The organism is Aneurinibacillus aneurinilyticus ATCC 12856, assembly GCF_000466385.1.
GTDB lineage: Bacteria > Bacillota > Bacilli > Aneurinibacillales > Aneurinibacillaceae > Aneurinibacillus > Aneurinibacillus aneurinilyticus.
On record NZ_KE952814.1, the window covers coordinates 1 to 26,899 of the forward strand.

Sequence of the window (26,899 nt, forward strand, 5' to 3'; positions counted from 1 at the left end):
GTAGTATGTGTCCAAAATTAGGGGGTTAACCCGCTCCGAACTTATGAAATCTAATGCATTTTGCTTTCAATATAATCCCCCCCTTACTATGGTAATTAGTGCAAAGCCTTTTTTACAACAAGGAAAATCAAATTATAATGACTCAAACTGTTGAGAAGGTAAACCACGTTCATTAAATTTTATCATTTGTATTGTTTACAAAATACATTATTTTCTGTTAATATTAAACTAAGAAATATTTGTCCGTTATACTAGGAAACTGGTCGTTTAAAGTTTTCCTTTAAACATCCCGGTAAACCTGACCGTATAGCGGAGGAGCGAGGGTTCTTCCGTGCTGTATGATGCCGATTCCATCTATATCATAGGCGACGCGCAATCATCGATCAACAATCCGATTACACAGCAGTACAGTGCATTTTTTATTGGGCTTGTCATCGATTGCCGGAGCGATAAGATTATCGATGCAGGATGTTCGTCTACGATACCGCTGACTTCCGACTTTGTGCGTTCAATTTTTGTCGGTCGTACGATTTGGGAAACAGAGGAATTGGCGGGCGAGATTCGGCGGAGATACCACGGCTCGTCCCAGAAGGCGCTCATTGTCGCCTTTAAGGATGCACAGAAGAAATACCGAGCGCTTAACAAAGCAGGTGTGGATCAGGGTTCCGCATGACTGTAAGAGCCTGTTCAAAAAGGAGGACAAACAGAGCCATGAAGTTCAAGGCGCGGTAGACCCGAGCAGTGGAGCGTAGGAGAGACTACGTGAGCAGCGGAGGGGCAACACAACGCAGAAATTCGCAGTTCTGTTTCCCAGATTTTTTGAACCTCCTCTATAACTGAATATAAACGCTGCTTTATTTATTCGTATGGCGTACATACACGTAAATAAAACCCAGCAGATGATCGTTTGTGGCAGAAGCTGCGGATCGTTTGCTGGGTTTTCTGCATTTGTTTTGATTCATCCAGATCGATGGACGGAGGTGGGGAAATGGCGTCGTTTGTGCTGCGCAGATTCATTTCCATGGTTATTACATTGTGGCTCATCGTCACAGTGACGTTTTTTCTAATGCATACGATTCCGGGTTCACCATTTCAGCGTGACGGACGGGAGAGCAACGAGACGGTCATTCAAAACCTAATGGCACATTATCATCTTGATCAGCCGCTCAGTGTGCAATACATATTGTACTTAAAGTCGTTAGTAGGGCTGGATTTGGGTCCGTCCATATCGCACTATCCGGATACGGTCAATAATATGATTGCCCGTGGCTTTCCGGTTTCATTTCAACTAGGGATGGCTGCGCTTTTGTTTGCGATTGTTTCGGGAATTGCTTTGGGAACGGTAGCTGCACTTCGTCATAATAAGATTATTGACTATGCGGCAATGGTATTCGCTGTCATCGGTATTGCAGTTCCGAACTTTATTGTAGCTACAGTGCTGATTAAATATGTAGCGGTGGAGTGGAAGCTGTTTCCTGTTGCATCATGGGGAACATGGAAGCATATTGTGCTACCTGCTCTGGCTCTGGCAACCGGGCCGCTTGCATTGATTGCCCGCATGACCCGAGCGAATATGATCGAAGTGCTGAATCAGGATTATATCGAGACGGCCAAAGCGAAGGGGCTATCCCCGGCTGTCATTGTGTGTAAGCATGCGCTTCGCAATGCAGTATTGCCAGTTGTGACATTGCTTGGGGCACTGCTTGCGAATGTGTTGACCGGCAGTTTTGTGATTGAGAAAATCTTTGCTGTCCCGGGCATGGGCAAATATTTCGTAGATGGAATTAACAACCGTGATTATGCGGTCATTATGGGAACAACGGTATTTTATAGTGCCTTGCTTGTATTCTTAATGTTCCTTGTAGATGTAGCCTACGGCATCATTGATCCGCGTATTAAGCTGCATAAGAGGGAGGGATAGCATGGGAGTGCCTAACGAATTATTCGTTCCGATGAATAAAGACACGAACGCTGCTGAAGCGATTGTGCGGCCACGACTGACATTCTGGCAGGATGCATGGTTGCGTCTGCGTAAGAATAAGCTGGCTATGATGGGGCTTGTAGTGATTTTTATCGTTGCCATGCTCGCTATTTTTGGTCCGTATCTGACAAGTCAGAGTTATTCTAAGCAATCGCTATTAACAGGCAATCAGCCGCCGTCCGCAGAGCATTGGTTTGGCACGGACGATTTGGGACGCGATGTATATGCGCGCATTCTGTACGGTGCTCGTATTTCGCTGTTTATTGGAATGATGGCGGCACTGATTGACTTCTTTATCGGCATCGTTTACGGAGGAATTTCCGGGTATATGGGCGGCAAAGTGGATAATATCATGATGCGCATTGTCGATATTTTATACGGTGTTCCATATTTGCTCATCGTCATTTTATTGATGGTAGTAATGGGACCGGGCCTTCTTACTATTATTATTGCACTAAGCGCTACCGGTTGGCTTGCAATGGCGCGAATCGTACGAGGGCAGGTACTGCAGCTAAAAAATTCGGAGTATGTGCTGGCGGCTCGGACGATGGGAGCACGGCCCTGGTATATTATTCGCCGCCATTTGCTTCCGAACACGCTTGGCATTATTATCGTACAGCTTACATTTACGGTTCCGTCCGCTATTTTCGCAGAGGCATTTCTGAGTTTTCTTGGTCTGGGCGTGCAGCCTCCGCTGGCCAGCTGGGGTGTGATGGCGAACGATGCGCTCCCTACGATTTTGTCGGGGCATTGGTGGCGCTTGTTTTTCCCGGCCTTCTTTATTTCATTTACAATGCTAGCATTTAATACGCTTGGTGACGGATTACAGGATGCATTTGACCCAAAGCAGAGGAGGTGACGGAGGGTGGAGAAGAAGAAATTGCTGGAAGTGGAAGGGCTGCGTGTTTCATTTCAAACGCATGGCGGTACGGTACAGGCTGTTCGTGGAGTAAGCTTTTCGTTGCATGAGGGGGAAACATTGGCCGTTGTAGGGGAGTCAGGTTGCGGCAAGAGCGTGACGGCGCGCAGCATTATGCGCCTTATTCCAGAACATATCGGCCGGATTACGGAAGGGCATATCCGGTTCCAGGATAAAGATTTGACGGCATTGACCGAGAAGCAGATGCGTGAACTGCGAGGATCGCAAATCTCGATGATTTTCCAGGATTCGATGACCGCCCTGAATCCGACCATTACGATTGGAGAGCAGATTATGGAGGGCATCATACGCCATCAGAAAGTATCGCGTCAGGAGGCAAGGGAGCAGGCAGTCGAGACGCTGAAGCTAGTCGGCATTGCTAACCCGGAAAGCCGCCTGAAGCAGTACCTTCACCAGTTTAGTGGTGGAATGCGACAGCGGATTATGATTGCGATCGCGTTCGTATGCCGGCCCAAAATTCTGATTGCCGATGAGCCAACAACTGCCCTTGATGTCACGATTCAGGCACAGATTCTCGATTTGTTTAAGCGGTTACAGGAACAGACAGGTGTCTCTATTATTATGATTACTCATGATCTCGGAGTTGTCGCAAAAATCGCCAATCGTGTGAATGTGATGTATGCAGGACAAGTGGTGGAGTCTGGAGCTGTTCGCGATATCTTTTATCATCCACAGCATCCATATACTCGCGGATTGTTGGGCTCGATGCCCCGCCTTGACTCGGAGCGGGATATTCCGCTGAAGTCGATTCCAGGCACACCGCCCGATTTATTCGCACCTCCCCAAGGCTGTGCATTCGCTGCGCGGTGTGAATATGCGCTCGAAGTGTGTGGACGCTATCAGCCGGAGACAACAACGGTCTGTGAACGGCATCGGGTAGCTTGCTGGTTACAGGACCCGCGAGCTAAAAACATATGGCCGCAGAGAGATGAGGCCACTGGATAAGAGCGTTCATTTTTTCCGATTGTATCACTTGAAAAACGCATGAGGTGTGTACTAAACGTCGCTTTCGGCACCAGCCATTCCTTGTGGAACGTATGGTACGTGGGCGAAAAAGACCAGGCAGCAACACCCGTGAGTTTTTCTTATATAAAAAGGGGGAAATCAATGTGAGAAAGCTTTCAGCCGTATTGCTTAGCTGTACGATGGCATTCGGTGTACTGGCAGCAGGCTGTTCGACGAATGACACAGCTGCACCAGGAAACAAGGATACGGGGCAGACCAAACAGGAACAGAAGGCCAAGATTCTGATATACAACAATCAGGAGGAACCAACCTCCCTCGATCCGCCTATTGGGTTCGATGAGCGTTCGTATGATATTCTTACTAACTTGATGGAAGGATTGACCCGTCTCGGCAAAGACCAGGACCCGGAGCCTGCCATGGCTAAAGAATGGAAAATATCAGATGATAAAAAGAAATATACATTTATTCTCCGTGATGGAGTGAAATGGTCTAATGGGGAACCGGTAACTGCACAGGACTTCGAATATGCATGGAAAAGAATGCTTGATCCGAAAACTGCCCCTCCGTCTCCGGCAGCCTTCCTGGCGTATGTTATTGAAGGGGCTGAAGCTTTCAACTCTGGCAAGGGTAAGGCAGAAGACGTAAAGGTGAAAGCGATAGATGAAAAAACGCTGGAGGTCACGCTCGCCAAACCGGCGTCCTACTTCCTCAATATGGTAGCTAATCCCGCTTTATTCCCTGTTCATAAAAAGACGGTGGAGGGCAACAAAAACTGGGCCGCCGAGAGCAGCACGTACGTAAGCAATGGTCCGTTCAAAATGAGTGAATGGAAGCACGATAATGAAATCAAGATGGTTAAAAATGAAGCCTATTGGGATGCTGCCAATGTCAAGCTTGATGGAGTGACATGGAAGATGGTTGGCGAACTTGGCACTGAATATCAGATGTATCAGACAGGCGAACTGCATGCAACAACGAATGTACCGCCTGATTTAAGCGATCAGCTGTTCGCAGAGAACAAAGTAAAGGTCGAGAATGGAGCCGGAACATATTTCTATCGCTTCAATATTAAGAAAGAGCCGTTTGATAATGTTAATATTCGTAAGGCGTTCAATTTAGCTATTGACCGTCAAAAAATCGTCGATTTGATTAACAAAAGACAAGAAAAACCAGCTACCGGTTTTGTTTCCTACGGATTTAAGGACCCGGCAGGCGGGGATTTCCGTGATGTTAGCGGCGAGCTATTGAAGTTTAATGCGGAAGAAGCAAAGCAATTGCTTCAAAAGGGCATGCAGGAGAAAGGATATACGAAGCTGCCGGAGGTTACTCTCGTATATAATGACAGCAGTACACACCCGAAAATTGCCCAGGCAATGCAGGAAATGTATAAAGAGGTGCTTGGCGTTGAGGTTAAGCTTGTAACGAAAGAATGGAAAGTGTTACAGGATGAACAGAAAAAAGGACAATTAATGCTGGCGCGGTCCTCGTTCCTGCCGGACTTCGCTGACCCGATTAACTTCCTGGAAGGCTTCCAGACCGGAAATTCGATGAATCGGACCGGCTGGAGCAATGCGCAGTATGACAAACTTATTCAGGATGCATATAATGAAGCGGACGATGCGAAGCGTTATCAAATGATGCATGAGGCAGAGAAAATTCTTATGAACGAAGCACCGATTATTCCGCTCTACTATTACAACAAGGCATATTTACAAAGCGATAAGGTGGAAGGAATTGTGCGGCATCCATTTGGTTATATAGATTTCAAATGGGCGGATATGAAATAGGATAGCGGAGGGGCGTCCGCAGCAGGCGGACCTCCCCTTTTTTTGCCTGTGTAGCATGCTCTGTCCTTCCGGTATCCGAATGTGAAGAGGCGTGCATGGTGATAGGTTCATATATATAAATCACGCTTCATATTTCGGCATCAGCCTTCGGGCCACAAAAGTATGTCGATTCATCAAGTGTATGTATAGTAGGGACGTAAGGATAGGAGGCGCAACAGTATGATAATCCGGAACATTGAAGTGAAACGGCAGGTTGTTCCGTTAAAAAAACCGTTCAAGACTGCACTGCGTACAGTAGTCAATGCAGAATCCATTCTGGTAAAGGTCACGACGGAGAGCGGACTTGCGGGCTGGGGAGAAGCGCCGTCGACGGTGGTCATTACGGGAGATAGCCTGGATAGCATTGAAGCGGCTATTATGCATGTGATGCGTCCCCAGCTTATCGGCCAGAACCTGCTTTCGCATGAGCGTATTTTCCATATCATTCATCAATCCATGGTTGGCAGCAGCAGCGCAAAGGCTGCGTTGGATATGGCGCTTTATGATATTTTGGCCCAGCGCTGCGGCCTTCCGCTTTATCAGTTTTTGGGCGGCTATCGTAGCGAGATTGAAACCGATTATACTGTCAGTGTCAATTCGCCGGAAGAAATGGGAGAGGACGCGGTGCGTTATATTGAAGCTGGCTTTAATGTACTAAAAATTAAAGTAGGTAAGGATAACATTCACGAAGATATCGCGCGAATTAAAGAAATTCGCGGGCGTGTCGGCAGTCAGGTAAAAATCCGGCTGGATGCCAATCAGGGGTGGCAGGTTAAGGATGCTGTCCGCTCTATCCGCAAGATGGAGGAGATGGGCCTTGATATCGAACTGGTAGAGCAGCCGGTCAAAGCGTATGATTTGGAAGGATTAAAAATGGTAACGGATGCGGTAGATACGCCGATTATGGCTGATGAGAGTGTGTTTTCCCCGATGCAGGCGTTCGAAGTGCTAAAGCATAGGGCGGCAGATCTTATCAATATTAAATTGATGAAAGCGGGCGGTATCTACAAAGCACAGATGATTAACTATATGGCGGAAGAATGCGGAGTTGAATGCATGGTTGGCAGCATGATCGAATCAAGGCTGGCCGTTACTGCCGCCGCACACTTCGCTGCCAGCAAGAAAAACATTACACGCTTCGATTTTGATGCGCCGCTTATGATGGCTCAGGATATGGTAAACGGAGGCGTTCAGTATGAAGGGCGAGTATTAACGTTGCCCGACAAACCGGGGCTTGGGATTGACGGAATTGCTCCAAGTGCGAATGAGGGGGTAGGCCAAGTATCATGACAGAGGCAAAACAAACAGGATGGGCAGTGGCGACTACGGTAGCAACCGTCTGGACCACCCCTGAATCACCACGACCACTCGATGCTTATGCAGTAGGGAATCCGGTCAATTGTGAAGGATGGGTTGGGAGCATGAGTCTGGACGATAAGCTGGAATTGCATGATCGTAATCTTGTGCAGACTCAAGCACTATACGGTACACCGGTGGAGATTTTGGAGGATGCGGGTGATTGGATACGCGTCGCCATTCCTGAGCAAGCATCACGCAAAGAGAGCCGTGGCTATCCGGGATGGATGCCTCGCTGCCAGGTTAAGGAAAACACAGAATATATGGCTGCGCTAGGAAAGTGTACATGGGCAGTCGTATCGCAACCGAAAACGAGGTTATACCGCGACCGGCATAATCAGGGCATTGTGCTTAGTTTTTTGACGCAGCTCCCGGTACTTGCGCAAAATGAAGAATGGATTACAGTGGCGACGCCGGATGGCCCGCAACTGCTCCGGACGGATGATGTGACCATAACAGATGGAAGCGTACGAAAAGATGCAGAGTGCGGTCTTCGCATCCTTGAGGCGGGGAAGACGTTCCTTGGGCTTCCGTATTTATGGGGAGGGATGTCGTCCTTTGGCTACGATTGCTCGGGTTTTGCCTATTCGATGCATAAATCGCAAGGAATAGTTATTCCGCGTGATGCGTCTGACCAGGCGATGCATGGAAAAGAGATTGCACCTGAGGATTTGGCACCCGGTGATTTGTTGTTTTTCGCATATGATGAAGGGAGGGGAGCGATTCATCATGTAGGCATCTATGCAGGGGCAGGCATGATGCTTCACTCTCCGGAGACAATAAGTTCAGTTGAGATTATCCCGCTTCGCGGCTACAAGTATGAGAACGAGCATTGCATCTCCCGACGATACTGGGAATAAACGAACAGGCGAGGAGGGGCGGATAATGGGAGTAAGAAAGCTGCTTGAGGTAAACGGACTGAAACGGTATTTTTCACTAGGGAAAAATCAATTGTTAAAGGCAATCGATGATGTATCGTTCGAGATTTATGAAGGGGAAACATTCGGTCTGGTAGGCGAGTCAGGCTGCGGTAAATCAACGACCGGCAGAACGGTCATTGGCCTGTATCCGCCGACACAGGGCGAAGTGCTGTATGAAGGAAAGAATGTTCATAAGCTAAAGGGAAAAGAATTGCAACGTTTTAATATGAAGATGCAGATGATTTTTCAGGATCCGTACGCTTCATTGAATCCGCGGATGATTGTTGCGGATATTATTACTGAGAGCATGGAAATAAACGGTTCTTATTCCCGACGGGAGCGGCATGAACGTGCGCATGAGCTGCTGGAGATGGTCGGTCTAAACAAAGAGCACGCGAATCGCTTTCCGCACGAATTCAGCGGGGGCCAGCGGCAACGGATCGGCATCGCGCGGGCGCTGGCCTCCAATCCGCAGATGGTCATTGCAGACGAGCCGATTTCAGCGCTCGATGTATCGGTACAGGCGCAAGTGGTCAATTTAATGAAGAGGCTTCAGCGGGAGCGTAACTTGAGTTATTTATTCATCGCCCATGACCTGGCTATGGTAAAGCATATTAGTGATCGGATTGGTGTCATGTATCTTGGTAATTTGGTAGAGCTAACGACGAGTGATCAGCTTTACAAAAATCCGAAGCACCCGTATACGCAAGCATTATTATCAGCCATTCCTGTACCGGACCCTGATGTGGAGTTGAGCCGGGAACGTATACAGATTGAAGGAGATGTGCCGAGTCCGATAAACCCGCCCGCTGGCTGTGTATTTCGGACGAGATGTCCGCTGGCGAAGCCAGTATGTGCAGAGCAAAAACCGGTTTGGCAGGAAGTTGCATCCCAACATTATGTCGCCTGTCACTTGTATAATTGAAATATGTTCATGTAACAATAAAGGAGCGAGAAACGGAAGCATTTCCGTTTGCTCGCTCTTTTACTGTCACGAGCAAAATTTCTGTCAACGTGCCTCCCTTATTTTCCGGGCTATGGTAGTGTAATGTCCAGAGTTTATCTCGGTCCAACGGGCATAAAGCCCCTGTTTTAAGTACGCTGTATGGGAGATAATTACCCTTAGGACTCCGATAGGTGCAACTAACCATCAGCGGGAGAGGAAGAAAATTCCTGACGTTGAAATAAAGATAGATAGCATGGCGCATACGAGGAAAGAAAGAAGGGTAGAAAGAGAGAAGAAAGGGGAAGTATAGCTTTGATATCTACCTTGGTGCTTACAGATAAGCTGGAACTTATAGAGAATATTCCTGTGGAACAATTATCTTCCGTCAACCCTGTATGGTACTGGGTTGATTTTCAAAATCCGACAGAAGAAGAAGGTCGGCTGCTTGATACATATTTTCACTTTCATCCGCTGGCGATTGAAGATTGTTTTCATTTCCTGCAGCGTCCCAAGCTTGATCACTATGAGACATACAAATTCTTCGTTCTCCACGCACTGAATCAGGATACGCTCGACGCTGAAGAAGTAGATATGTTTGTCGGAGATCATTTTGTTGTATCGTTTCACTTAACACCTCTGCGTGAGATTAAGGAAGTCTGGAACAAAATCCAGAGGAATCAGGATAGATGGACGGAGGGACCGTCTTATATCGTTTACTCGGTTATTGACAAGCTGGTGGATTATTATTTTCCGGCTGTACACGAAATTGAAGATAGCCTTAATGAATTGGATAGCACAATGAAAGAAAGATTCAGCCGACGTCTGATGGATGAGGTATTTGATATTCGCGGCGATTTGATTAAGCTTCGTCGGATCGTAACTTCTATGCAGGACCTGGTGTACAGGATTTTGAATTCGGAGCGACTGCGTCAGTTTCAAGAATCACACGTATATTTTACAGATGTGTATGATCATTTGCTACGATTGTCGGAAATAGTAGATGCGAGCCGTGAAATTACCGCGGATATGCGAGACAGCTATATTTCCATGACTTCACACCGGATGAACAATATCATGGTGACACTGACGATTATTTCCTCCATATTTATTCCGTTGACATTTATTGCCGGAGTGTATGGGATGAACTTCGATTATATGCCGGAGTTAAAGTGGAAATACGGATATTTTATTATTTTGGGTATCATGCTGGCAGTAGCGGGTTCTTTGTTCTGGTGGTTTCGCCGTAAAGGATGGTTCGATATGTAGAGAGAATGTGAAAAAGCTGCCGAAGCGGGAGATTCACTTCGTGGATGGCTTTGTTTGTAGACAAATAATTGTATGATATAATATAAATTCTGAAAACACTGTAATGCACAATAAAAAAGTTTATACAAAACAAAAGCAAGGGAAGACAGGGGAGACGTATGAAACAAACAGAACAATGGACATCGAAGCTTGGCTTCATTCTGGCGGCTGCCGGTTCGGCTATCGGTTTGGGGGCGATTTGGAAGTTCCCTTATGTAGCAGGAACAAGCGGGGGTGGCGCCTTTTTTGTATTGTTTTTGCTTTTTACTGTATTAATCGGTCTGCCACTGCTGCTGGGAGAATTCATCATTGGCCGCAGTACCCAACGGGAAGCGATTACCGCCTATAAAACGATCGCGCCGAATTCGGGCTGGCATTGGATCGGTCGGTTAGGGGTCACTACCTGCTTTATTCTGTTATCGTTCTATAGTGTGGTCGGTGGTTGGATTTTATTGTATTTATTCCGCAGTGTGACGGGACAGCTTATTCATGAAACACAAAGCTACGACAAGTTATTCGAACAGATTATTACGAACCCTGCCATGGCAGTCGGGGCGCAGTGTGTGTTTATGCTGTTCACTATTATTGTAGTGGCAAGGGGTGTGCAGGACGGTATTGAGAAAGCCAATAAGTATATGATGCCTGCGCTGTTTCTATTGTTCCTTGTCTTAATTGCCCGTTCCTTGACGTTGGATGGAGCGTGGAAGGGCGTTGCCTTCTTCCTGCAGCCAGACTTCTCCAAACTAACCTCGGAGACGGTACTGTATGCGATGGGGCAGTCGTTCTTCTCATTGAGCGTTGGGGTCTCCGTTATGGTAACATACAGCTCCTATTTGGCGAGAAATGAAAGCTTAACACGTTCCGCGACGTCCATCGTAGGGCTTAATCTGGCTATTTCCCTGTTGGCAGGGCTAGCTATCTTCCCAGCTGTATTCTCACTTGGTGTAGAGCCAACCGCAGGACCAGGGCTTTTGTTTATGGTATTGCCTTCCGTCTTTGCCAAAATTCCGTTCGGAGCCTTTTTTCTAACCATCTTCTTGGCATTGTTTCTGTTTGCTACGCTTACGTCCGCATTTTCAATGCTGGAAATTATCGTTGCGGCGCTGGCTAAAGGGAATAAGGACAAACGTAAAAAGGCAACCTGGCTGACAGGGCTAGCTATTTTTGTGGTAGGAATTCCTTCTGCGCTGTCATATGGCGTATGGAGCGATATGACCATTTTCGGAAAGAGTATTTTTGATGCATCTGATTTTCTGGTGAGTAATATTTTGATGCCCCTCGGCGCATTGCTGATCGCTATCTTTGTTCCGTTGAGAATAAAGCGCGATGTATTGGTTACTGAATTCAATTCAGGCTCAAATATAAGCAAGCGCTGGTTTGCTGCCTGGCTGCTGCTTATTCGTTATGTAGCGCCGATAGCAATTATTATTGTGTTTCTTGACGTAGTAGGCGTTATTTAATGCTGGCTTCGCTCGGATTAACAAAACCTCCATGTTTGGTTGGTGCCGTTTTTGGTAAAATAATAGAAGGAACAAGATATTCCAATACCAAGGAGGATGTTACTATGCCGTTTATTCCTGGAGACCGCTTTCGGAATCTTGATACGTTGAAGAGGGAATTCATGAACATGTTCCCGGATTTGGTGCCTGAGCTGACTTCCCCGCGTATTGACGTGTACGAAACGGAGACGCATGTGGTGGCATCTTGTGAGATTCCAGGCATCGAGAAAAAAGAGGACATCGATATTCATATTGATGACAACGTGCTAACAATCAGCGGTACAATCAATAAAATGCATGAGGTACGGGAAGAGAATTTGTATCGTAAGGAACGATTCTCCGGTCGTTTCGAGCGCGTAGTGAATTTGCCGAGTTCCGTGACAGCCGAAGATACAAAAGCAAGCTACAAGAATGGCATTCTGGAAATCAGGATGCCGAAATCAATGATGGATCGCAGGAAAAAAGTTGACATTGATTTTCTATAAGCGCATTAAAGAAAGGAGCCGAATAGGCTCCTTCCTTTTGTAAGTAACGAAAAAATCGTGAGATGTTTATACATCAAACCGTTAGCTTCTTTGCCGCATAAGGACGAGCGAGGATGCTCATGAGTTTTTCTCATGTAATGGGAAGGGGATGAACAATGATAGAAACGGATAGCGGAGCCATTCGAGAGCGGTGCAAGGACACGGATGCGGCATTTGCTGTTTATTTTTATACGCCCATGTGTGGTACGTGTGGTGTCGCTGAGAAGATGCTTGGAGTAATTGAAGCTGCAACATCCGCGTTGCCTCTGTACAAATGCGATATTAACTTTGCGCCAGATTTGGCGCGGGAGTGGAGAATTGAAAGCGTACCATGCCTGATGCTTATAGAACAAGGAGCATGTAGCCGAAAAGTATATGCAATGCGGTCGGTTCCTGACCTATATGACGTCTTGAAACCGTTGATGACTAAATAAACTTGCTGAATGAAAGTAAACATAGTATGCTGGGAAAGTTGTTAGATTGATAACATAGTTTAGCATGAATGGTACGTGCAGAGGAGAAGAGGAGAGAGGAAGAATGAGTGAGCAAGCACAATGGACCTCAAGGCTGGGGTTTATTCTGGCGGCCGCCGGTTCGGCTATCGGCCTGGGGGCAATTTGGAAATTTCCATATATGACGGGCACAGGAGGCGGGGGAGCCTTTTTCGTTCTGTTTCTCCTGTTTACCGTATTGGTGGGAATGCCGCTTTTACTGGCGGAATTTCTTATCGGGCGAAGTACGCAAAAAGAAGCGGTAAGCGCATACAAAGCGTTGGTGCCTGGCTCGGCGTGGCCATGGATTGGGCGTCTTGGTGTGCTTACATGTTTTCTTGTGCTGTCATTTTACAGTGTGGTGGGTGGCTGGATTCTGTTGTATTTGTTTCGGGGAATTACAGGGCAGCTATGGTCCGGCAGCGTGGCGTATGACCGCCTGTTCGGGGAAATTATCGCAAGTCCATATCAGGCTGTCGGAGCACAACTATTGTTCCTGCTATGTACAATATATGTAGTGGCCCGAGGTGTACAGCAGGGAATTGAGAGAGCTAATAAATATATGATGCCGGCTTTATTTTTGCTATTTATAGCATTAATTGTCCGCTCCCTAACGCTTGAAGGGGCATGGGCGGGCGTGACGTTTTTTTTGCAGCCCGATTTTTCTAAATTAACTTCCGAAGTTGTGCTATATGCGATGGGGCAATCATTTTTCTCATTGACGGTCGGAGCTTCAGTTATGGTAACGTACAGTTCGTATTTGTCGCGCAAAGAAAGCCTTATTCGTTCCGCAACATCTATTGTGAGCCTGACTGTTTTTATTTCATTTCTGGCTGGCCTTGCGATTTTTCCGGCGGTATTCTCGCTTGGGATGGAGCCGGCGGAAGGACCGGGGCTTTTGTTCATCGTCTTGCCTTCCGTGTTCGCACAGATCCCGTTTGGTCATCTGTTTTTTATTGTATTTCTTGTGCTGTTCTTATTTGCTACACTTACATCCGCCTTCTCCATGCTGGAGATTATTGTGGCGGCATGGACAGCGAATAGGCCGGACAGGCGGAAGCATGCTGCAATATGGGGAGGGATGCTGGTGTTTCTCGCCGGTGTGCCGTCTGCGTTATCATTTGGTTTACTGAGCGATGTAACGTGGCTTGGCAAAACAGCATTCGACCTGGCGGATTACGCTGTCAGTAATGTGCTGCTTCCACTCGGGGCTTTGCTTATCGCGATTTTTGCACCGTGGAAGATACCGAAAGATACTCTGCTACATGAATTAAGTGTAGGTACAAAGTATGGCAGGTACTGGTTTGCAGCCTGGTTTTTCTTCATTCGTTATGTGGCGCCATTGGCTATTATTGTCGTATTTTTGGATGTAACAGGCATACTGTAGGAAGCTTGGCCGCGGACGGGAGTCGAACCGACGCCCGTTTGGGGCATGGTGTGGTGACGACCCACTCTGGATCATACTGAATAATCAACACCCTTGTTTTAATAAGCAATTATTTAAGATTTTTTTCACGTATATCTTGTCGTGCTCCTGAAGCTTGTTCCATAATTCATAATTTATGGAGTCAGGCAGCAAGAAAAACACAGTATAATTTTACGAAAATACCCAAAATAATGTAGAGTTAATCTGTAAATAATGGAGGCGATAATTTCTAATGACCCCTGTAAACTTGGGATTATTAATAGGAAGCGTAGCTTTTTTATTCTCTTGCTTTTTAAATCTGTTTCGCTTAAGTAAGAAATATATCATTTATCCTACTCTGATCTTTTTTGTCATAGGAATTGTATTAATACCTCTTGGCTTTTATAAGGAATTAGGATACTTTAGCTTGGGATTTGGGATGCTTGTAACATCTTTTTTGGGCATTATTGTTACCATCTCTATGCACTATGTAAATCGTAAAAAGCAAAAAGGGAGTGGATATAACAACCAGTAATTTTCATTTTATAAACTAAAGCAGCCGTTCTACATTTGGAATGGCTTTTTCTTTTGTCTGTAATTTGTTTTTAAAGTGTTGAAGTTTTTTTCATTATCATACGAAATTGGCTTATTACAGGTGAATCTGATGTGAGGTATTTTTATAGAGAAATAGGAAGTGGAGAAATAATCCAAATAGGCTCGTCACTTAAACCAGAAGGTTATAGGTACAAACATATGGAAAGTTAATATTAGTGACTGTGACACCACCTAGAGTTAACTATACCTATTTGTATGTTTTATACGAAGGTGTATCGGTCTCTGTTATTGTACAAAAAAAGTACATTTTAACAATGTTGTTTTTGGGATGATTTCAGATACGAAAAAAACAGAAAAAAGGAGGCAAAATGCCCCCTGTGTTTTTGACGTGCAAAAAATCATCCCTTTTTTATCAGAACGGATTAGCCACGGCGCAAGCTGCCCAGTTCGGTTACGATGGCTTGCAGTTCGCTTGTGCTGAACTGGTCTTTTCGCATAACCATATCATAAATATCGCGTAAATCCTCATATTTCTCTTCATCAAAATGAGAAGGCTGAATTGCTCCGACGTTTACCATACGTAGCTTGTTTGTAATTCCTTCAAGCATAAACTCAATATTCTCACTAGTTTTCTTTGATAAGTCCATCCTTTTCACCTTTCCCGATTGTGTATTTTACTTATTGTATCATGTTTTTTATTAGGATTCTTCCTTGCCCTGCACATTTCATACTGATTCGGTATAACGCGAACAAAAATTCCGACAGTTTACATAGTAACTGGAAAGTATGTTACGCTAAATAAGGTTATTATTCCAATACAAGTAGGGGGTGATAGAGTTGGAGTTTTTATGTATGTATCACGACTTTTTATTATATGTCGTATACATAGAAAGAATAAAAACAGAAAAACATATGGAGAAAATGAACGGAAGTGAAGGTGATATTTCTTGGTTTTCTATATTTCGATAACAGTCATTCTTTTATTTGTTCTATGGGGCGCTTTTATGCCGGAAAATATGGGGGCTGTAACGGCTGAAGCACTTGCATTTACGGTTAATAAGTTTGGCTGGTTTTATTTGCTGGCTGCCTTTAGTCTTTTGCTGTTTGCGCTTTATCTGGCAATGAGTAAGTATGGAAAAATTAAGTTAGGGAAAGACGACGATGAACCGGAATATTCATTGCCGACCTGGTTTGCGATGCTTTTTAGTGCAGGCATGGGCATCGGTCTTGTGTTTTGGGGTGTATCTGAGCCGCTGAGTCACTATTTAACGCCGCCAAGCGGCACGGGAGGTACACAGGAAGCTGCGCAATTAGCCATGCGTTATTCTTTCTTCCATTGGGGATTCCAGCCGTGGGCTATTTATGCGATTATTGCGCTTTCGCTGGCTTATTTTCAGTTTCGTAAAGGGCAGCGTGGACTTATTAGCTCTACGTTTTATCCGCTGCTTGGAGAACGGGTGAATGGACCGTTTGGTAAGATAATTGATGTTCTGGCTGTGATCGCTACCGTATTCGGTGTAGCAACTTCGCTTGGCCTTGGTGTATTGCAAATTAACGGGGGACTTACTCATTTGACGGGAATGAACAATACTATTACCACGCAGATTATTATTATTATTGTGGTAACCGTATTGTACCTCGTATCCGCGACCACAGGATTGGACCGGGGTATAAAAATTTTAAGTAACACCAATCTTGTGTTGGCGGCTGGGCTCCTACTCTGTGTGCTGTTTCTCGGGCCTACGACTTTTATTTTTGACACGTATACGTCGACGCTCGGTAGCTACCTACAGAATCTTGTGCATATGAGCCTGCGTCTGACCCCGTTTACAGATAACAACTGGATTGCCTCCTGGACGCTGTTCTATTGGGCGTGGTGGATTTCCTGGGCACCGTTCGTTGGTTTATTTATTGCCCGCATATCCAAAGGAAGAACAATTCGTGAATTTGTGCTTGCCGTTTTGTTTGTTCCGACGCTATTTAGTTGCCTATGGTTTACAGTGTTCGGTGGAACCGGACTATATCAGGTTAGATTTGAAGGGAGCAATCTGGCACAGGTGGCACAGGAAGATGTTACAATGCCGTTGTTTTTAATGCTGGAAACGTTGCCGCTCGGTACAATTCTAGCAGTTATTGCAACGCTGCTCATTATCGTGTTTTTTGTTACGTCTGCTGATTCTGCTACGTTCGTACTGGGCATGCTATCATCGAAAGGCGATTTGCATCCGGATGCAAAAATTAAAATTATATGGGGGGTACTGCAATCGGCAATTGCAATCGTACTGTTAATGAGCGGTGGTTTGAACGGCTTACAGACGGCTGCGATAGTTACAGCGTTGCCGTTCGCGATTATTCTGGTGGCTATGTGCTTCTCCATTGTTAAAGCATTGCAGCAAGAGGAAAAGGCAAGGCGAAAAGAAGAAAAAGCGCTCCGCAGAAAGTTGGAGACGCTTTTGGAAGACGACTAGAATAGGAGCATCAGGCGGGGAAGATCATATTTCCCCGCCTGATTTATTATAAGCGAAAACGTACTTATGATAATGTTATGTGAAAAAAGGGTGATATATACTTTCGGGTATTCAGACCGTCCGAACAGCTTTAAGGTACTCGTTGATATAAAGATCAAGCCGCTGGCTGATTCTACATACTTCCGGGTCCGCCAGACTTCTTCCTTCCGCTGTTTGAAGCATTTGTCTGCGTAACTCTTCAATCTTTTTAAGGAGTTCTTCCATCCTATATCACTCCTTTTTATTATTGACTTATAGTATGATCTAACTATGTAATTCTTATTTTATCCTATTTCGACAAAAAATCCATAAAAGAGGAAAAACTTTTTTGAACCTTGTCAAAATTTACCCTTTTATACTACATTGGGTATAATAACAAATAGAGCAAGGTCGATTTTACATAGAGGAGAGGACAGGAATCATGACGAATAAACACATCATTGCAGCAGATGAATTTGCGGCCAAATATAAGAATGGTGAGCTTGATCATGCGTATATTATGGACGTGCGTGAGGAATACGAGTGGGAAGCAGGCCACCTGGATAAAGCGCACCTTGTACCGATGAATACGGTGCCTGCGAAGCTGGCTGAGCTGGATAAAACAAAAACAATGTATATTATTTGTGCGCACGGTGTACGGAGCTGGCATGTTACCCAATACCTAGTAGGCAATGGATTTGAGCAGGTAGTAAATGTTGAGGGTGGAATGGCGGAGATTGAACCTTACTTAGCGTAGCAGGGGAGCAGCCTGTTTGTTGAAGAAAGCACCGCTTCGCGTGGTGCTTTCCTTCTGGTTAAGGACGAGCCTCTATACCGTTTAGGAATTGCTCTACAACACCAACAAATTTTTCATGGTGGGAGTCTTTAATTGTATGCCCGGCTCCTTCGAACACTTCAATATGAGAGGGCACCGATTGCAAACACGCCCGGTACCGTGCAATCTCTTCATCAGAAAGCAAGGATTCCTCTTCCGTTCCCCGCATGATGATGGTTGGGCATTCGATTTTGTCTAGTTCACCCCAAAAATCAATTTGTTTTGACTCTTTCTGAATACCTTTGACGACATGGGCTTGTAATAAACTCGATCCTTGCGTATCTCCCCAGTAGCTTGCCAAATATTCATCTGCCCAGCCTTCAGGCATCTTTTTATGTTCTGCCGGGTATTCTGCTAGCAGTAGTCCTTTGACACATTTCGGATATTGCAGGGCGTATCCAAGTGCATAGGAAACTCCTCTTGAATAGCCCATAAGATAGAAGGTTTTTATTCCTAGATGTTGAACGAGAGATTCCAAATCGCTTATATGATTCTCCAGGGAATAGCCTTTCTGGGGTGAATCGCTTTTCCCCCTTCCGCGAAAAGAAAGGGCAATGCCTCTTCTTGTTGGCAACGATGATAGGAGAGGTACATAATTTTCAGCCGGTTCGGATAGACCAGGACAAATCAATAAAGGTACATGGTCTTTATTATTGGGGTTACTATCCAGATAATGCAGTTTTATACCCTGATTGAAAAAGCAATCCTCTTTTAACCGTATCAATTTTGCTCCTCCTTAATACAAAAAATCCATATTTAAGAAAATAATACCTCAATCTTACCTATTTTGGATTTTCAGCAGCGGTTTTTTACAAAGTAAGGTTTTTCAGCCATATTTTTTACAATGTCTTCTTCCTTTATTTGCGTTAACGTATACAACGTAACCAAAAACAAAATGCCAAATCCAATTGATGAAAAAATTGGAACGGGGGAACCAAGCATCTGGGGTGAAGCCGCATATTGTGCGGTCGGGAACCTTTCAACCGAACCCGTCAGCTAACCTCGTCGGCAGAGAGGAAAGGAAGAACAGTAGTGAGAAAACACATCAAGGCAATTACAGCAGGATGCATGGCAGCAGGTATTTTACTTGGAGGTATGGCCGTACCGGGAAGCGTTTCCGCTGCAAACGTCTCGGCAAAAGTCGGAAGTAGTGTTGACATCAAGAACGAAAACCAAGTCATTAACAACATTATTAGCACCGGTAAAAGTCTGATGGGTAAGGCAAAATATAGTCATAAATACACAGCGGGAAAATACATGGATTGCTCTGGCTTTACCTACTATATTTTTAAGAAAAATGGAATCGACCTACATACGCGGTGGGATGATGGACAAGCCAAATACGGTTCCTATGTTCCGAAAAGTCAGTTAAAGAAAGGCGATCTTGTTTTTTTCAGCACAAATAAGAATAAGCAAGGGATCACCCATGTAGGCGTATATTTGGGAAATGGCAAGTTGCTTGATATGGCGAATTCTAAAAGAAATGTAGCTATCAGTGATTTGAATTGGTCCTGGTATAAGAAATATTACAAAACCGCAAAAAGAGTTATTAAATAATAAGAAAAATGATTCAAAAGAAAGTAGATGTCGCTTTCTTATTCATTAAAAAGACGTGCCACTGAAAAAGGGCACGTCTTTTATTGTAGTTATTTAAGAATAAAGAAGTAGAAGACAATCGCTAACAAAAAGCGATAAATAGCGAATGGTGTCAGGCTAATCCGTTCCACAAGCTTCAGGAAGGAAACGATGGCCAGCGCTGCCACAATAAATGCTGTAATAAAACCGACCGCGAAGAAGCCTAGATCGCTCGCTGCAAGCATGTCCCAGCTTTTGATTAAATCGAGTCCGCTTGCTCCCATCATAACAGGAATTGCCATGATGAATGTGAACTCAGCTGCCGCCTTACGGCTTGTTCCAAGCAAAAGTCCTCCTGCAATTGTTGCGCCCGAGCGGGAGAAGCCGGGCCATAACGCCAGACACTGAAACAGCCCAATGCCGAATGCCTGTTTATAACTAATGTCGTCTATCGTTTCTGCAGTAATACGTGGCCGCATTTTTTCGGCGACAATAATAAGAATCCCGCCGATAATAAGGCTAAGCAGTACAGTAAACGAAGAAAAAAGCTTTTCTTTAATAAAACCGTGCAGGAGTACGCCCAATACGCCAGCAGGAAGAATGCCGATGAAAATGTGCAGTAGATTCAGCTGCGGTCCGAAAGTTCGCTTTCTACCGATGCCCAGCAGTCCAAGAATCCGTCTCCAGAATAGCAGGAGGACGGCACAGATCGAGCCAAGCTGAATAACGATTTCGAATGTCTTCCATTTTTCTTCAGTTGCACCCAACAGTTCTCCAGTCAGAATCAGATGGCCTGTCGAAGATACCGGCAAGAATTCGGTTAGTCCTTCGACAATCCCGAGAATAAGCGCAATTATGTATTGGTCCATATTTCTCCTCCAAACCTACCTCCAATTTTAATCAGGCTGTTCGCCAGAGATTATTATATAATTAGAGAAGGATAGTAACCACCTTTTTTTGAAAAATAAGCGTTTCTGCAGACGAAGAAGCTAAGTATATAAGAGGAGCTATGGAAATGAAATACATTACAAATCAGTCGACAGACCCACGCTACAACCTCGCGCTTGAGGAATATACTCTAAAGCACCTTGATCCGGAAGAATCATACGTCATCCTCTGGCAGAATGAGCCGTCCATCATTATCGGACGCAATCAGAATACCGTTGAGCAAATCAATTCGGAAGCCGTAAAGAAATACGGCGTTCATGTGGTACGGCGCATGACGGGTGGTGGAGCTGTATATCACGACCTGGGTAATCTAAATTTCACATATGTCATGAGGGATGAAGAGGGCGGTATTAACTTCCGCAAATTTACGGAACCGGTCATCCGTGCGCTCCGCAAATTTGGCGTATCAGCTGAGTTTAACAGCCGCAATGATCTAGCAATCGAAGGAAAGAAGTTCTCAGGCAACGCTCAGTTCGTTCATAAAGGAAAAGTGCTGCATCATGGCACGATTCTATTCGATTCTGATCTTGATCGGGTGCAGGAAGTACTGAAAGTAAAAGAAAACAAATTCAAATCCAAAGGCGTACAATCCGTTCGCAGCCGCGTTACTAACATTAGCGAATATTTGGTGAAGAAGAGCACAATTGAAGAGTTCAAAGAGCTTCTACTACATTATTTGTTTGAGGAAGCAGGTGCTCCGATGGAAGAGTATGTGCTTACCGATGCAGATAAGTCTGCTATTCAGAAGATGATGGATGAGCGCTATAGTAAGTGGGAATGGAATTACGGCTCCTCTCCATCCTTTGATATGCGCAAATCTGAGCGCTTCACCTGCGGAGAGGTGGAGGTAGGGGTTAATGTGAAGAAAGGCCGGATAGAGGCATGCAAAATTTACGGTGATTTCTTTGGCAGCGAGGATGTAGCAGAAATCGAGAAGAAGCTGACCGGGTTACGTTATGATGAAGATGAGATTCGCACCGCATTGCGGGAATTGAATCTGAAGGCATACTTTGGCCCGTTAACAGAAGATGAATTTATAAAGTGTTTGTTTTAATGAAGAAGCGGCTCTCCTTTTTTGCAGGAAAGCCGTTTCTTCTATTATGGATGCTTTATTACCATTTGGAGTGCAGAAATTTGTGGATGACCTCGCTAAGCTGAGCCGGATCTTCGTACATGCTCATATGACCGACATGCGGCAGCGTTTTCGCCATCATTAATTGCTGCTCAACTGAGAATGTTTTATCTGGAGAGATCACCTGATCGTCCGCTCCAGCCACAAGCAGCACAGGCAAGCTTGTATTCGCGATGACAGCATTGCGATTTGAACGCTCTGCCATGCCTTTGAGCGTATTCTGGGCGCCTTCCGGCTTCGTAGCAAAACCGATTTGCCGAGCTTTTTCCACTGTATCTTTCATTGATTGCAAATTATTTTTGGCGAACAATTTAGGGATTAAGTCATTAATGAACGGTTCAATCCCTTCTTGTTCGATTCGTTCCACTCCTTTATAACGGTTTTGCCGGGCTTCGTCCGTATCCGGTAAACCGGTGGAATGAATAAGGCCAAATGCATGTAAGCGTTCGGGATATTTATCCGCGAAAGCAAGCGTCACATATCCGCCGAGCGAATGCCCGAGAAGCGTTGCTTCGGAGATGTCAAGATAATCCAGTAGCTGCTTGATGTCTTCGGCGAACAATTCCATGGAATAGGTGCCTACAGGAACGGCGCTATCGCCGTGACCGCGCAGGTCGGGTGCAATAACCCGGCAATCCTTAGCAAGCTTCGGGATAATATATTCCCAATATACAGAACTGCCGCAGAAGCCGTGCAGCAGGACGACCGCTTTTCCCTGGCCCTGTTCCTGATAAGCAAGTTTAATTCCATTTGTCTGGCATGTCTTCTTCATAATAACCTCCGCCTTTCCAAAAGTATTGCGCGGGCTGCGCTATTCTTTTCCCCGGCGTAGCTGTAAGAATGTTCCGGTCGTCGTAACTACTAGTTCATGTCGATCATTGCGTACATCGCAGGCCATCTGCCAAATATCCTGCGCCTGATTGATGACGCGAGCCTTCGCGATTAATCGCTTGCCGGTCCCGGCTTTATGGTAGTTAACATTCATGTCCAGCGTAACGAACTTGTCCTTGCCGGAGATGCGCTTCTCCAGCATCCAGCCCATAGCCATATCAGCCAGCGTCGCCGTAATGCCGCCATATACGATACGGTATGGATTAAGCACTTCACGGCCAAGCGGCATCGAACAGACGAACACGTTCTCACACTTGCTGTCTTCTTCCACTACCCCGAGGAAATTCCCGAGAAAAGGATATTTGTTTTCTTTCATGTTACTGAGTGCGTTCAACGTACGGGCGACTGCCTTTATATCCCGATCTGAAAGCGTCTCGATCTGTGATAGTATTTCTTGCTTTGTCATCATTTCTTCCCCTATTCTTGGCGACTCTTGTTACTATATCCCTTCCTCCATATGTTCCATACCCAATAACACGATAGTATGAACATGCCTGTCCGCAAGGGAGTAGAATACGGTCGTTCCTTTTTTCCTTGTTTTGGTCACACCGAGCGATCGCATTAAGCGAAGGTGGTGCGAGGCGTTTGCGATGGAGATACCGACCAGACGCGCGATGTCATGCACACATAATTCTTCGTGACGGGTTAACAGATAAGCGATTTTTATACGATTGGCATCCGCCAATCCTTTGAACCGGCCAGCGAGTCTTTCTACCGGTTTAGCGGTAAGCATATCCCGCAATTCGGCTTCGATTTCTGAAGAGATAGGGCATACTTCGTTAGTGTCGGTAATTTTCTTCATCGCAGATAGCTCCTTCCTGGCACCTGTCCGGATTTTCGATTTGAATAGTGGTATGGGCAATATGGAACCGTTCCTTAAACAGGCGGCTGGCTTTGCGTAGCACCCTTTCAGATTATCCTATATGTTGATGCTTTCAGTGTATTCTCTTCGGGTCCCCTATTCAAGTATTCTTTTGAATATTTGTTTGTTGGATAAAACAAAACCTTCGGGGAAAACCCGAAGGCGTCACAGCTAAACCTTCCCTCGTCTGCCGGTTACCAGGTCGATAATGAAGAGTACGCCGGCAATTAACAGCAGAATGTGAATCAGCCCTCCAGCCACTTTAAACAGAAAACCGATAAGCCATAATGCCAGAACAACGAGGATAATCGTACGTAAGATTCCCATTGTGTATCGCTCCTTATGATCGTTAGTGATAAAAAATCGTTCATATATGTAGATTTATATTACCCTAGCTTTACTAAAAATAAACGGGCCCGCTGTCTGGTTCTCCAAACGGCGGGCCCGCATCCATTATAGCGTTCCGTCTTTTCTTCGTTTGCTTTTCAACATGAAGCCGAATCCGATAACGAAAATGGCCGCGACTAAAAAGATGGCGGATAAAAGGGCGTTGCGCTCTCCCACAGAGATTCCGACGCCGACAAAGCATGCGACGCCCAGAATTGCAATAAGCAGTGATTGTTTTTGGTACTTGGTCATCCGTTTTTCACCTCGAAGACGATTATACTACATTTACCCGATGCTCGTTCAAGCCGAGTTCTCGATAAGTGCTAATTTTTTTCCGAGCTCTTCCCCGGTTTTCATAAGCGCAAGATAATCGGACTCGTCGATGGATTGGGACGGCTGCATCATAACCATAATTTTACCCAGCACTTCTTTTTTTTCGCGGATAGGGATTTGAATAATGGACAGGCGTGCGGGCGAAATGGAGGGTGTCTCGCTGGATGCGGCTTTTCGCACCATGTTTTCCCCATGCTTAATGTAGACGCCGATCCAATCAAAATGGGGCACTCGCTTGAAGTTGGAGATAAGCTGTGCATATATTTCATCGGGATTGTTGCTGCGATGAATGGCGACAAGCGTCTCCAACGAAGCAATGGCTGTTGAGGTCGCCATATGAACTCCTCCAGACAAATACTGATGTTTGCATTGATTATTGTAACAAATTTATACCTGGAAGAATGGTAGTAAGTTTAGGAAAAGAACCAGATATTCTTGGTTAAACGAATTTTTACCTGTAAATAACATGGAAATATGGCGAATAATTTCTATACTGTATTGAGAACAAGAGGTGGGTCTTATATAATGGGTTGAAAGTTAGTGCTTTTCAAGGGTATTTGGCAAGTACATACAACAATTGGGAGGAAGAAATGTTTGAGAAAAATGAAATGAAATCATACCGTTATGTCACGGAATCTTCGCACTCGGATAGTGAAGCGAATGAACAGTTGCGGGAGAAGCTGGACTTTCTCGGTATTTCACGCATTCATAAAGAAACGGTTCGTCGGCTGAAACAAATTTGGATGGAGCACAGTCGAGATATTATCGATCAATTCTATGAGAGATTGCATACATTTCCTCAGCTCCATCGCATCATCGAGCAGCATGCCAACGATGAAAAGCTGAAGCGAACATTTCATGCATATATGATGAGTTTGTTTGAGGATGAATTGGATTTGTCCTATGTGTTTCGCCGACGTGCCATAGCTGAAGCACATGCCCGCGTCGGGCTGACCCCGGACTGGCTCTTGCCGTCGTTCAGCCTGCTGAATCAGCTGTTTATTCCTTGTATTATCCGCTCGTTAAAGAGAAAGCCAGCAGCAATGACTGATGCAATCCTGGCTTATGAAAGCATGATCGCGCTTGATCAGCAGATTATTATGGAAGCGTACATGGAACAACAGGCTAACCAGTTCATTAGCGGCTTATCAGAAATTATTTCCTATAATGCCGAAATTGACGAAGTACGAGATTTGCTTCATTATCAGGAGCAGCAGGCAGAGGATTCATTGGCTGTCAGTGCTGCAATGCAGGAGCTGAATGCTGGGATCGAAGAAGTGGCCAATTCTGTCGCCAGCGTCGCTCACGATTCAAAGGAAACGCTCGAAAAGCTGGACAAAGGCTTTCATGCGCTCGATACGATGATTGACTCTCTCGGTCAGATTGACGCCGAACAGGCGAAAGTTGCTTCACACGTAAATGAGCTTCATACACACGTCAACAATATGGGCAAGGTTATGGATGTTATTAAAGGCATCGCCGAACAGACGAATATGCTGGCGCTGAACGCTTCTATTGAAGCAGCACGTGCCGGTGAGTATGGAAGGGGTTTCTCCGTGGTGGCAGACGAAGTGCGCAAGCTTGCCGACCATACGAAGCAGTCGGTGACAACAATCACAGATGACATGCGCGGCCTATATGAAATTACACAGGATATCGCTTCGCTTGTACAGGATTCTTCTGCACGCCTTCATCGTGGAGCGGAGGATTCGCATAGAGTGGTAGACGATTTGACACACATTAATGACGTCTTGCAGAAGCTTGGCGAGCACTTCGAAGAAATTGCCGCTATCGTCGAACAACAGGCCATATCTACTGACGATATTACAATACGCAACCATAGAATCGCTGAAGCCGTGGAGAAAGGGGTAGATATCGGACAACGCACAGGTGAAGCGGTCTATCACCTTAGTAAAATGATCGATCAGTACCGTGTAGATTTCATCTCATCTAATTTGAAGATGAGCCAGGAAGATTTGCTGCAGCTGGCGATTACTGATCATTTATTATGGCGCTGGAAGATTTATAATCTGTTGCTGGGCTTCGAGAAAATCGATGAAAAAACGATTGCCTCACATACGGACTGCCGCCTCGGCAAATGGTATTATGGTACAGCCAAGCAGCTATTTGGCAATACGGAAGCATACCGCAACATTGAAGCGCCGCACATTCGGGTACACGAGCTGGCGAAGGAAGCTGCACAGGTATACAATCAGGGCAATAAAGCTAGAGCGGAGGAATGTTTGCGAGAGCTGGCCCATGCGTCCAGAGAGGTAATCGCAACTCTTGAGACGATGAAGCAGAATATTATTCGTCAGAAAGAACAACATCAGGGACAGGGAGTCTGGCATGTATAAATCGGAGAAGGAAGCGGGGTCGGAAAGAAGACACCGCTTCTTTTTTTCGAACTTCCTGCTTCCAACCACGCTATCTTGTCAAAATATCAAGTGTAATTTATATATACATCTGGTTTGATAAATGGACAAGCTTTTGTGGTAGGAAGTAAGAAAAGACGGAGAAAATCAGAGACTAGAAAAAGACACACTGGCTTTTCTTCTGCTGGAGCGCAGGGCGCGTCCAACCTCTTCTTTTTTTCGAACTTCCTACTTCTAACCACGCTATTTTGTCAAAATATCAAGTGTAATTTATATATAGATACACGTATATGGTATCAAGGGTGTTGATTATCCAGTATAATCCATAGTAGATCGTCACCACACCGTGCCCCAAACGGGC

General features: G+C 45.3%; 29 protein-coding genes and 1 riboswitch. Of the genes, 18 read left to right on the forward strand and 11 right to left on the reverse strand.

What is annotated here, in order from left to right:
• The first annotated feature begins 334 nt into the window (after positions 1-334).
• The 8 genes from HMPREF0083_RS14790 to HMPREF0083_RS14825 all read left to right on the forward strand — a co-directional run bounded on the left by HMPREF0083_RS14790 (position 335) and on the right by HMPREF0083_RS14825 (position 8,914).
• Entirely contained in the window at positions 335-673 is a 339-nt protein-coding gene (locus tag HMPREF0083_RS14790) for a DUF3870 domain-containing protein (RefSeq protein WP_040302942.1), read from the forward strand.
• 315 nt (positions 674-988) lie between these two features.
• Entirely contained in the window at positions 989-1,921 is a 933-nt protein-coding gene (locus HMPREF0083_RS14795; RefSeq protein ID WP_040302929.1) for an ABC transporter permease, read from the forward strand.
• Between the two features lies 1 nt (position 1,922).
• Positions 1,923-2,840, forward strand: a complete 918-nt coding sequence (locus HMPREF0083_RS14800; protein ID WP_021622313.1) for an ABC transporter permease — start codon at positions 1,923-1,925, stop codon at positions 2,838-2,840.
• Positions 2,841-2,846: 6 nt separating this feature from the next.
• Entirely contained in the window at positions 2,847-3,866 is a 1,020-nt protein-coding gene (locus tag HMPREF0083_RS14805) for an ABC transporter ATP-binding protein (RefSeq protein ID WP_021622314.1), read from the forward strand.
• A gap of 164 nt (positions 3,867-4,030) precedes the next feature.
• The gene (locus HMPREF0083_RS14810) at positions 4,031-5,674 is read left to right on the forward strand and encodes a peptide ABC transporter substrate-binding protein (protein ID WP_040302931.1); all 1,644 of its coding nucleotides are present in this window, start codon (positions 4,031-4,033) and stop codon (positions 5,672-5,674) included.
• A 219-nt stretch (positions 5,675-5,893) separates the two neighbouring features.
• Positions 5,894-7,003 (forward strand): mandelate racemase/muconate lactonizing enzyme family protein, encoded by a 1,110-nt coding sequence (locus HMPREF0083_RS14815; protein ID WP_021622317.1) that lies wholly within the window; start codon positions 5,894-5,896, stop codon positions 7,001-7,003.
• Positions 7,000-7,929 (forward strand): C40 family peptidase, encoded by a 930-nt coding sequence (locus tag HMPREF0083_RS14820; protein ID WP_021622318.1) that lies wholly within the window; start codon positions 7,000-7,002, stop codon positions 7,927-7,929. The genes HMPREF0083_RS14815 and HMPREF0083_RS14820 overlap by 4 nt, the downstream gene beginning before the upstream one ends.
• 25 nt (positions 7,930-7,954) lie before the next feature.
• Positions 7,955-8,914, forward strand: coding sequence for an ABC transporter ATP-binding protein (locus HMPREF0083_RS14825; RefSeq protein WP_021622319.1), 960 nt, complete (start codon positions 7,955-7,957; stop codon positions 8,912-8,914).
• Between the two features lie 7 nt (positions 8,915-8,921).
• On the opposite strand, the gene HMPREF0083_RS28130 is transcribed toward HMPREF0083_RS14825, so the two are convergent.
• The gene (locus HMPREF0083_RS28130) at positions 8,922-9,062 is read right to left on the reverse strand and encodes a hypothetical protein (protein WP_021622320.1); all 141 of its coding nucleotides are present in this window, start codon (positions 9,060-9,062) and stop codon (positions 8,922-8,924) included.
• 185 nt (positions 9,063-9,247) lie between these two features.
• Here HMPREF0083_RS28130 and corA point away from each other — a divergent pair, with 185 nt between their 5' ends.
• From corA to HMPREF0083_RS14850, 5 genes are all read left to right on the forward strand, one after another.
• Positions 9,248-10,201 (forward strand): magnesium/cobalt transporter CorA, encoded by a 954-nt coding sequence (gene corA / locus HMPREF0083_RS14830; protein ID WP_187374799.1) that lies wholly within the window; start codon positions 9,248-9,250, stop codon positions 10,199-10,201.
• 158 nt (positions 10,202-10,359) lie between these two features.
• Complete coding sequence (locus HMPREF0083_RS14835; protein ID WP_021622322.1) at positions 10,360-11,700, forward strand: sodium-dependent transporter; 1,341 nt, start codon at positions 10,360-10,362, stop codon at positions 11,698-11,700.
• 104 nt (positions 11,701-11,804) lie between these two features.
• Complete coding sequence (locus tag HMPREF0083_RS14840; protein ID WP_040302934.1) at positions 11,805-12,224, forward strand: Hsp20/alpha crystallin family protein; 420 nt, start codon at positions 11,805-11,807, stop codon at positions 12,222-12,224.
• A gap of 155 nt (positions 12,225-12,379) precedes the next feature.
• On the forward strand, positions 12,380-12,697 hold the full coding sequence (locus tag HMPREF0083_RS14845; RefSeq protein ID WP_021622324.1) for a thioredoxin family protein: 318 nt from the start codon (positions 12,380-12,382) through the stop codon (positions 12,695-12,697).
• Between the two features lie 103 nt (positions 12,698-12,800).
• Positions 12,801-14,141: a sodium-dependent transporter gene (locus HMPREF0083_RS14850; RefSeq protein WP_040302936.1), complete on the forward strand. Its 1,341-nt coding sequence runs from the start codon at positions 12,801-12,803 to the stop codon at positions 14,139-14,141.
• 995 nt (positions 14,142-15,136) lie between these two features.
• Here HMPREF0083_RS14850 and HMPREF0083_RS14860 read toward each other — a convergent pair.
• Entirely contained in the window at positions 15,137-15,361 is a 225-nt protein-coding gene (locus HMPREF0083_RS14860; RefSeq protein WP_021622328.1) for a DUF1128 domain-containing protein, read from the reverse strand.
• Between the two features lie 300 nt (positions 15,362-15,661).
• On the opposite strand from HMPREF0083_RS14860, the gene HMPREF0083_RS14865 reads away from it, so the two are divergent.
• Positions 15,662-17,182 carry a glycine betaine uptake BCCT transporter gene (locus tag HMPREF0083_RS14865; RefSeq protein ID WP_040302938.1) on the forward strand — a complete coding sequence of 507 codons (1,521 nt, stop codon included), beginning with the start codon at positions 15,662-15,664 and terminating at the stop codon, positions 17,180-17,182.
• A 111-nt stretch (positions 17,183-17,293) separates the two neighbouring features.
• On the opposite strand, the gene HMPREF0083_RS27290 is transcribed toward HMPREF0083_RS14865, so the two are convergent.
• Positions 17,294-17,446 carry an aspartyl-phosphate phosphatase Spo0E family protein gene (locus tag HMPREF0083_RS27290; RefSeq protein ID WP_021622330.1) on the reverse strand — a complete coding sequence of 51 codons (153 nt, stop codon included), beginning with the start codon at positions 17,444-17,446 and terminating at the stop codon, positions 17,294-17,296.
• A gap of 196 nt (positions 17,447-17,642) precedes the next feature.
• Between HMPREF0083_RS27290 and HMPREF0083_RS14870 the strand changes: the two genes are divergently transcribed.
• Entirely contained in the window at positions 17,643-17,957 is a 315-nt protein-coding gene (locus HMPREF0083_RS14870) for a rhodanese-like domain-containing protein (protein ID WP_021622331.1), read from the forward strand.
• 58 nt (positions 17,958-18,015) lie between these two features.
• Here the strand turns inward: HMPREF0083_RS14870 and HMPREF0083_RS14875 are convergent, their stop codons facing one another.
• A complete protein-coding gene (locus HMPREF0083_RS14875; protein ID WP_021622332.1) occupies positions 18,016-18,759 on the reverse strand; it encodes an alpha/beta fold hydrolase in 744 nt (247 codons plus the stop codon).
• Positions 18,760-18,921: 162 nt separating this feature from the next.
• A riboswitch (cyclic di-AMP (ydaO/yuaA leader) is annotated at positions 18,922-19,061 on the forward strand.
• Positions 19,062-19,067: 6 nt separating this feature from the next.
• Here HMPREF0083_RS14875 and HMPREF0083_RS14880 point away from each other — a divergent pair.
• Positions 19,068-19,592, forward strand: coding sequence for a C40 family peptidase (locus tag HMPREF0083_RS14880; protein WP_051354670.1), 525 nt, complete (start codon positions 19,068-19,070; stop codon positions 19,590-19,592).
• An 89-nt stretch (positions 19,593-19,681) separates the two neighbouring features.
• On the opposite strand, the gene bacA is transcribed toward HMPREF0083_RS14880, so the two are convergent.
• Positions 19,682-20,479, reverse strand: a complete 798-nt coding sequence (bacA, locus tag HMPREF0083_RS14885; protein ID WP_021622335.1) for an undecaprenyl-diphosphate phosphatase — start codon at positions 20,477-20,479, stop codon at positions 19,682-19,684.
• A 146-nt stretch (positions 20,480-20,625) separates the two neighbouring features.
• Here bacA and HMPREF0083_RS14890 point away from each other — a divergent pair, with 146 nt between their 5' ends.
• Positions 20,626-21,612 carry a lipoate--protein ligase gene (locus HMPREF0083_RS14890; protein ID WP_040302947.1) on the forward strand — a complete coding sequence of 329 codons (987 nt, stop codon included), beginning with the start codon at positions 20,626-20,628 and terminating at the stop codon, positions 21,610-21,612.
• Positions 21,613-21,670: 58 nt separating this feature from the next.
• On the opposite strand, the gene HMPREF0083_RS14895 is transcribed toward HMPREF0083_RS14890, so the two are convergent.
• The 6 genes from HMPREF0083_RS14895 to HMPREF0083_RS14915 form a co-directional block, all read right to left on the reverse strand.
• On the reverse strand, positions 21,671-22,462 hold the full coding sequence (locus HMPREF0083_RS14895; protein WP_021622337.1) for an alpha/beta fold hydrolase: 792 nt from the start codon (positions 22,460-22,462) through the stop codon (positions 21,671-21,673).
• Positions 22,463-22,501: 39 nt separating this feature from the next.
• Entirely contained in the window at positions 22,502-22,990 is a 489-nt protein-coding gene (locus HMPREF0083_RS14900) for a PaaI family thioesterase (RefSeq protein WP_021622338.1), read from the reverse strand.
• A 30-nt stretch (positions 22,991-23,020) separates the two neighbouring features.
• Entirely contained in the window at positions 23,021-23,383 is a 363-nt protein-coding gene (locus HMPREF0083_RS14905) for an ArsR/SmtB family transcription factor (RefSeq protein WP_021622339.1), read from the reverse strand.
• 231 nt (positions 23,384-23,614) lie between these two features.
• Positions 23,615-23,770, reverse strand: coding sequence for a lmo0937 family membrane protein (locus HMPREF0083_RS28135; RefSeq protein WP_021622341.1), 156 nt, complete (start codon positions 23,768-23,770; stop codon positions 23,615-23,617).
• Positions 23,771-23,896: 126 nt separating this feature from the next.
• Positions 23,897-24,082, reverse strand: a complete 186-nt coding sequence (locus HMPREF0083_RS14910; protein WP_021622342.1) for a YlaF family protein — start codon at positions 24,080-24,082, stop codon at positions 23,897-23,899.
• Between the two features lie 48 nt (positions 24,083-24,130).
• Positions 24,131-24,499, reverse strand: coding sequence for a hypothetical protein (locus HMPREF0083_RS14915; protein ID WP_021622343.1), 369 nt, complete (start codon positions 24,497-24,499; stop codon positions 24,131-24,133).
• A gap of 254 nt (positions 24,500-24,753) precedes the next feature.
• Here HMPREF0083_RS14915 and HMPREF0083_RS14920 point away from each other — a divergent pair, with 254 nt between their 5' ends.
• On the forward strand, positions 24,754-26,520 hold the full coding sequence (locus HMPREF0083_RS14920; protein WP_040302941.1) for a methyl-accepting chemotaxis protein: 1,767 nt from the start codon (positions 24,754-24,756) through the stop codon (positions 26,518-26,520).
• Positions 26,521-26,899: the final 379 nt, after the last annotated feature.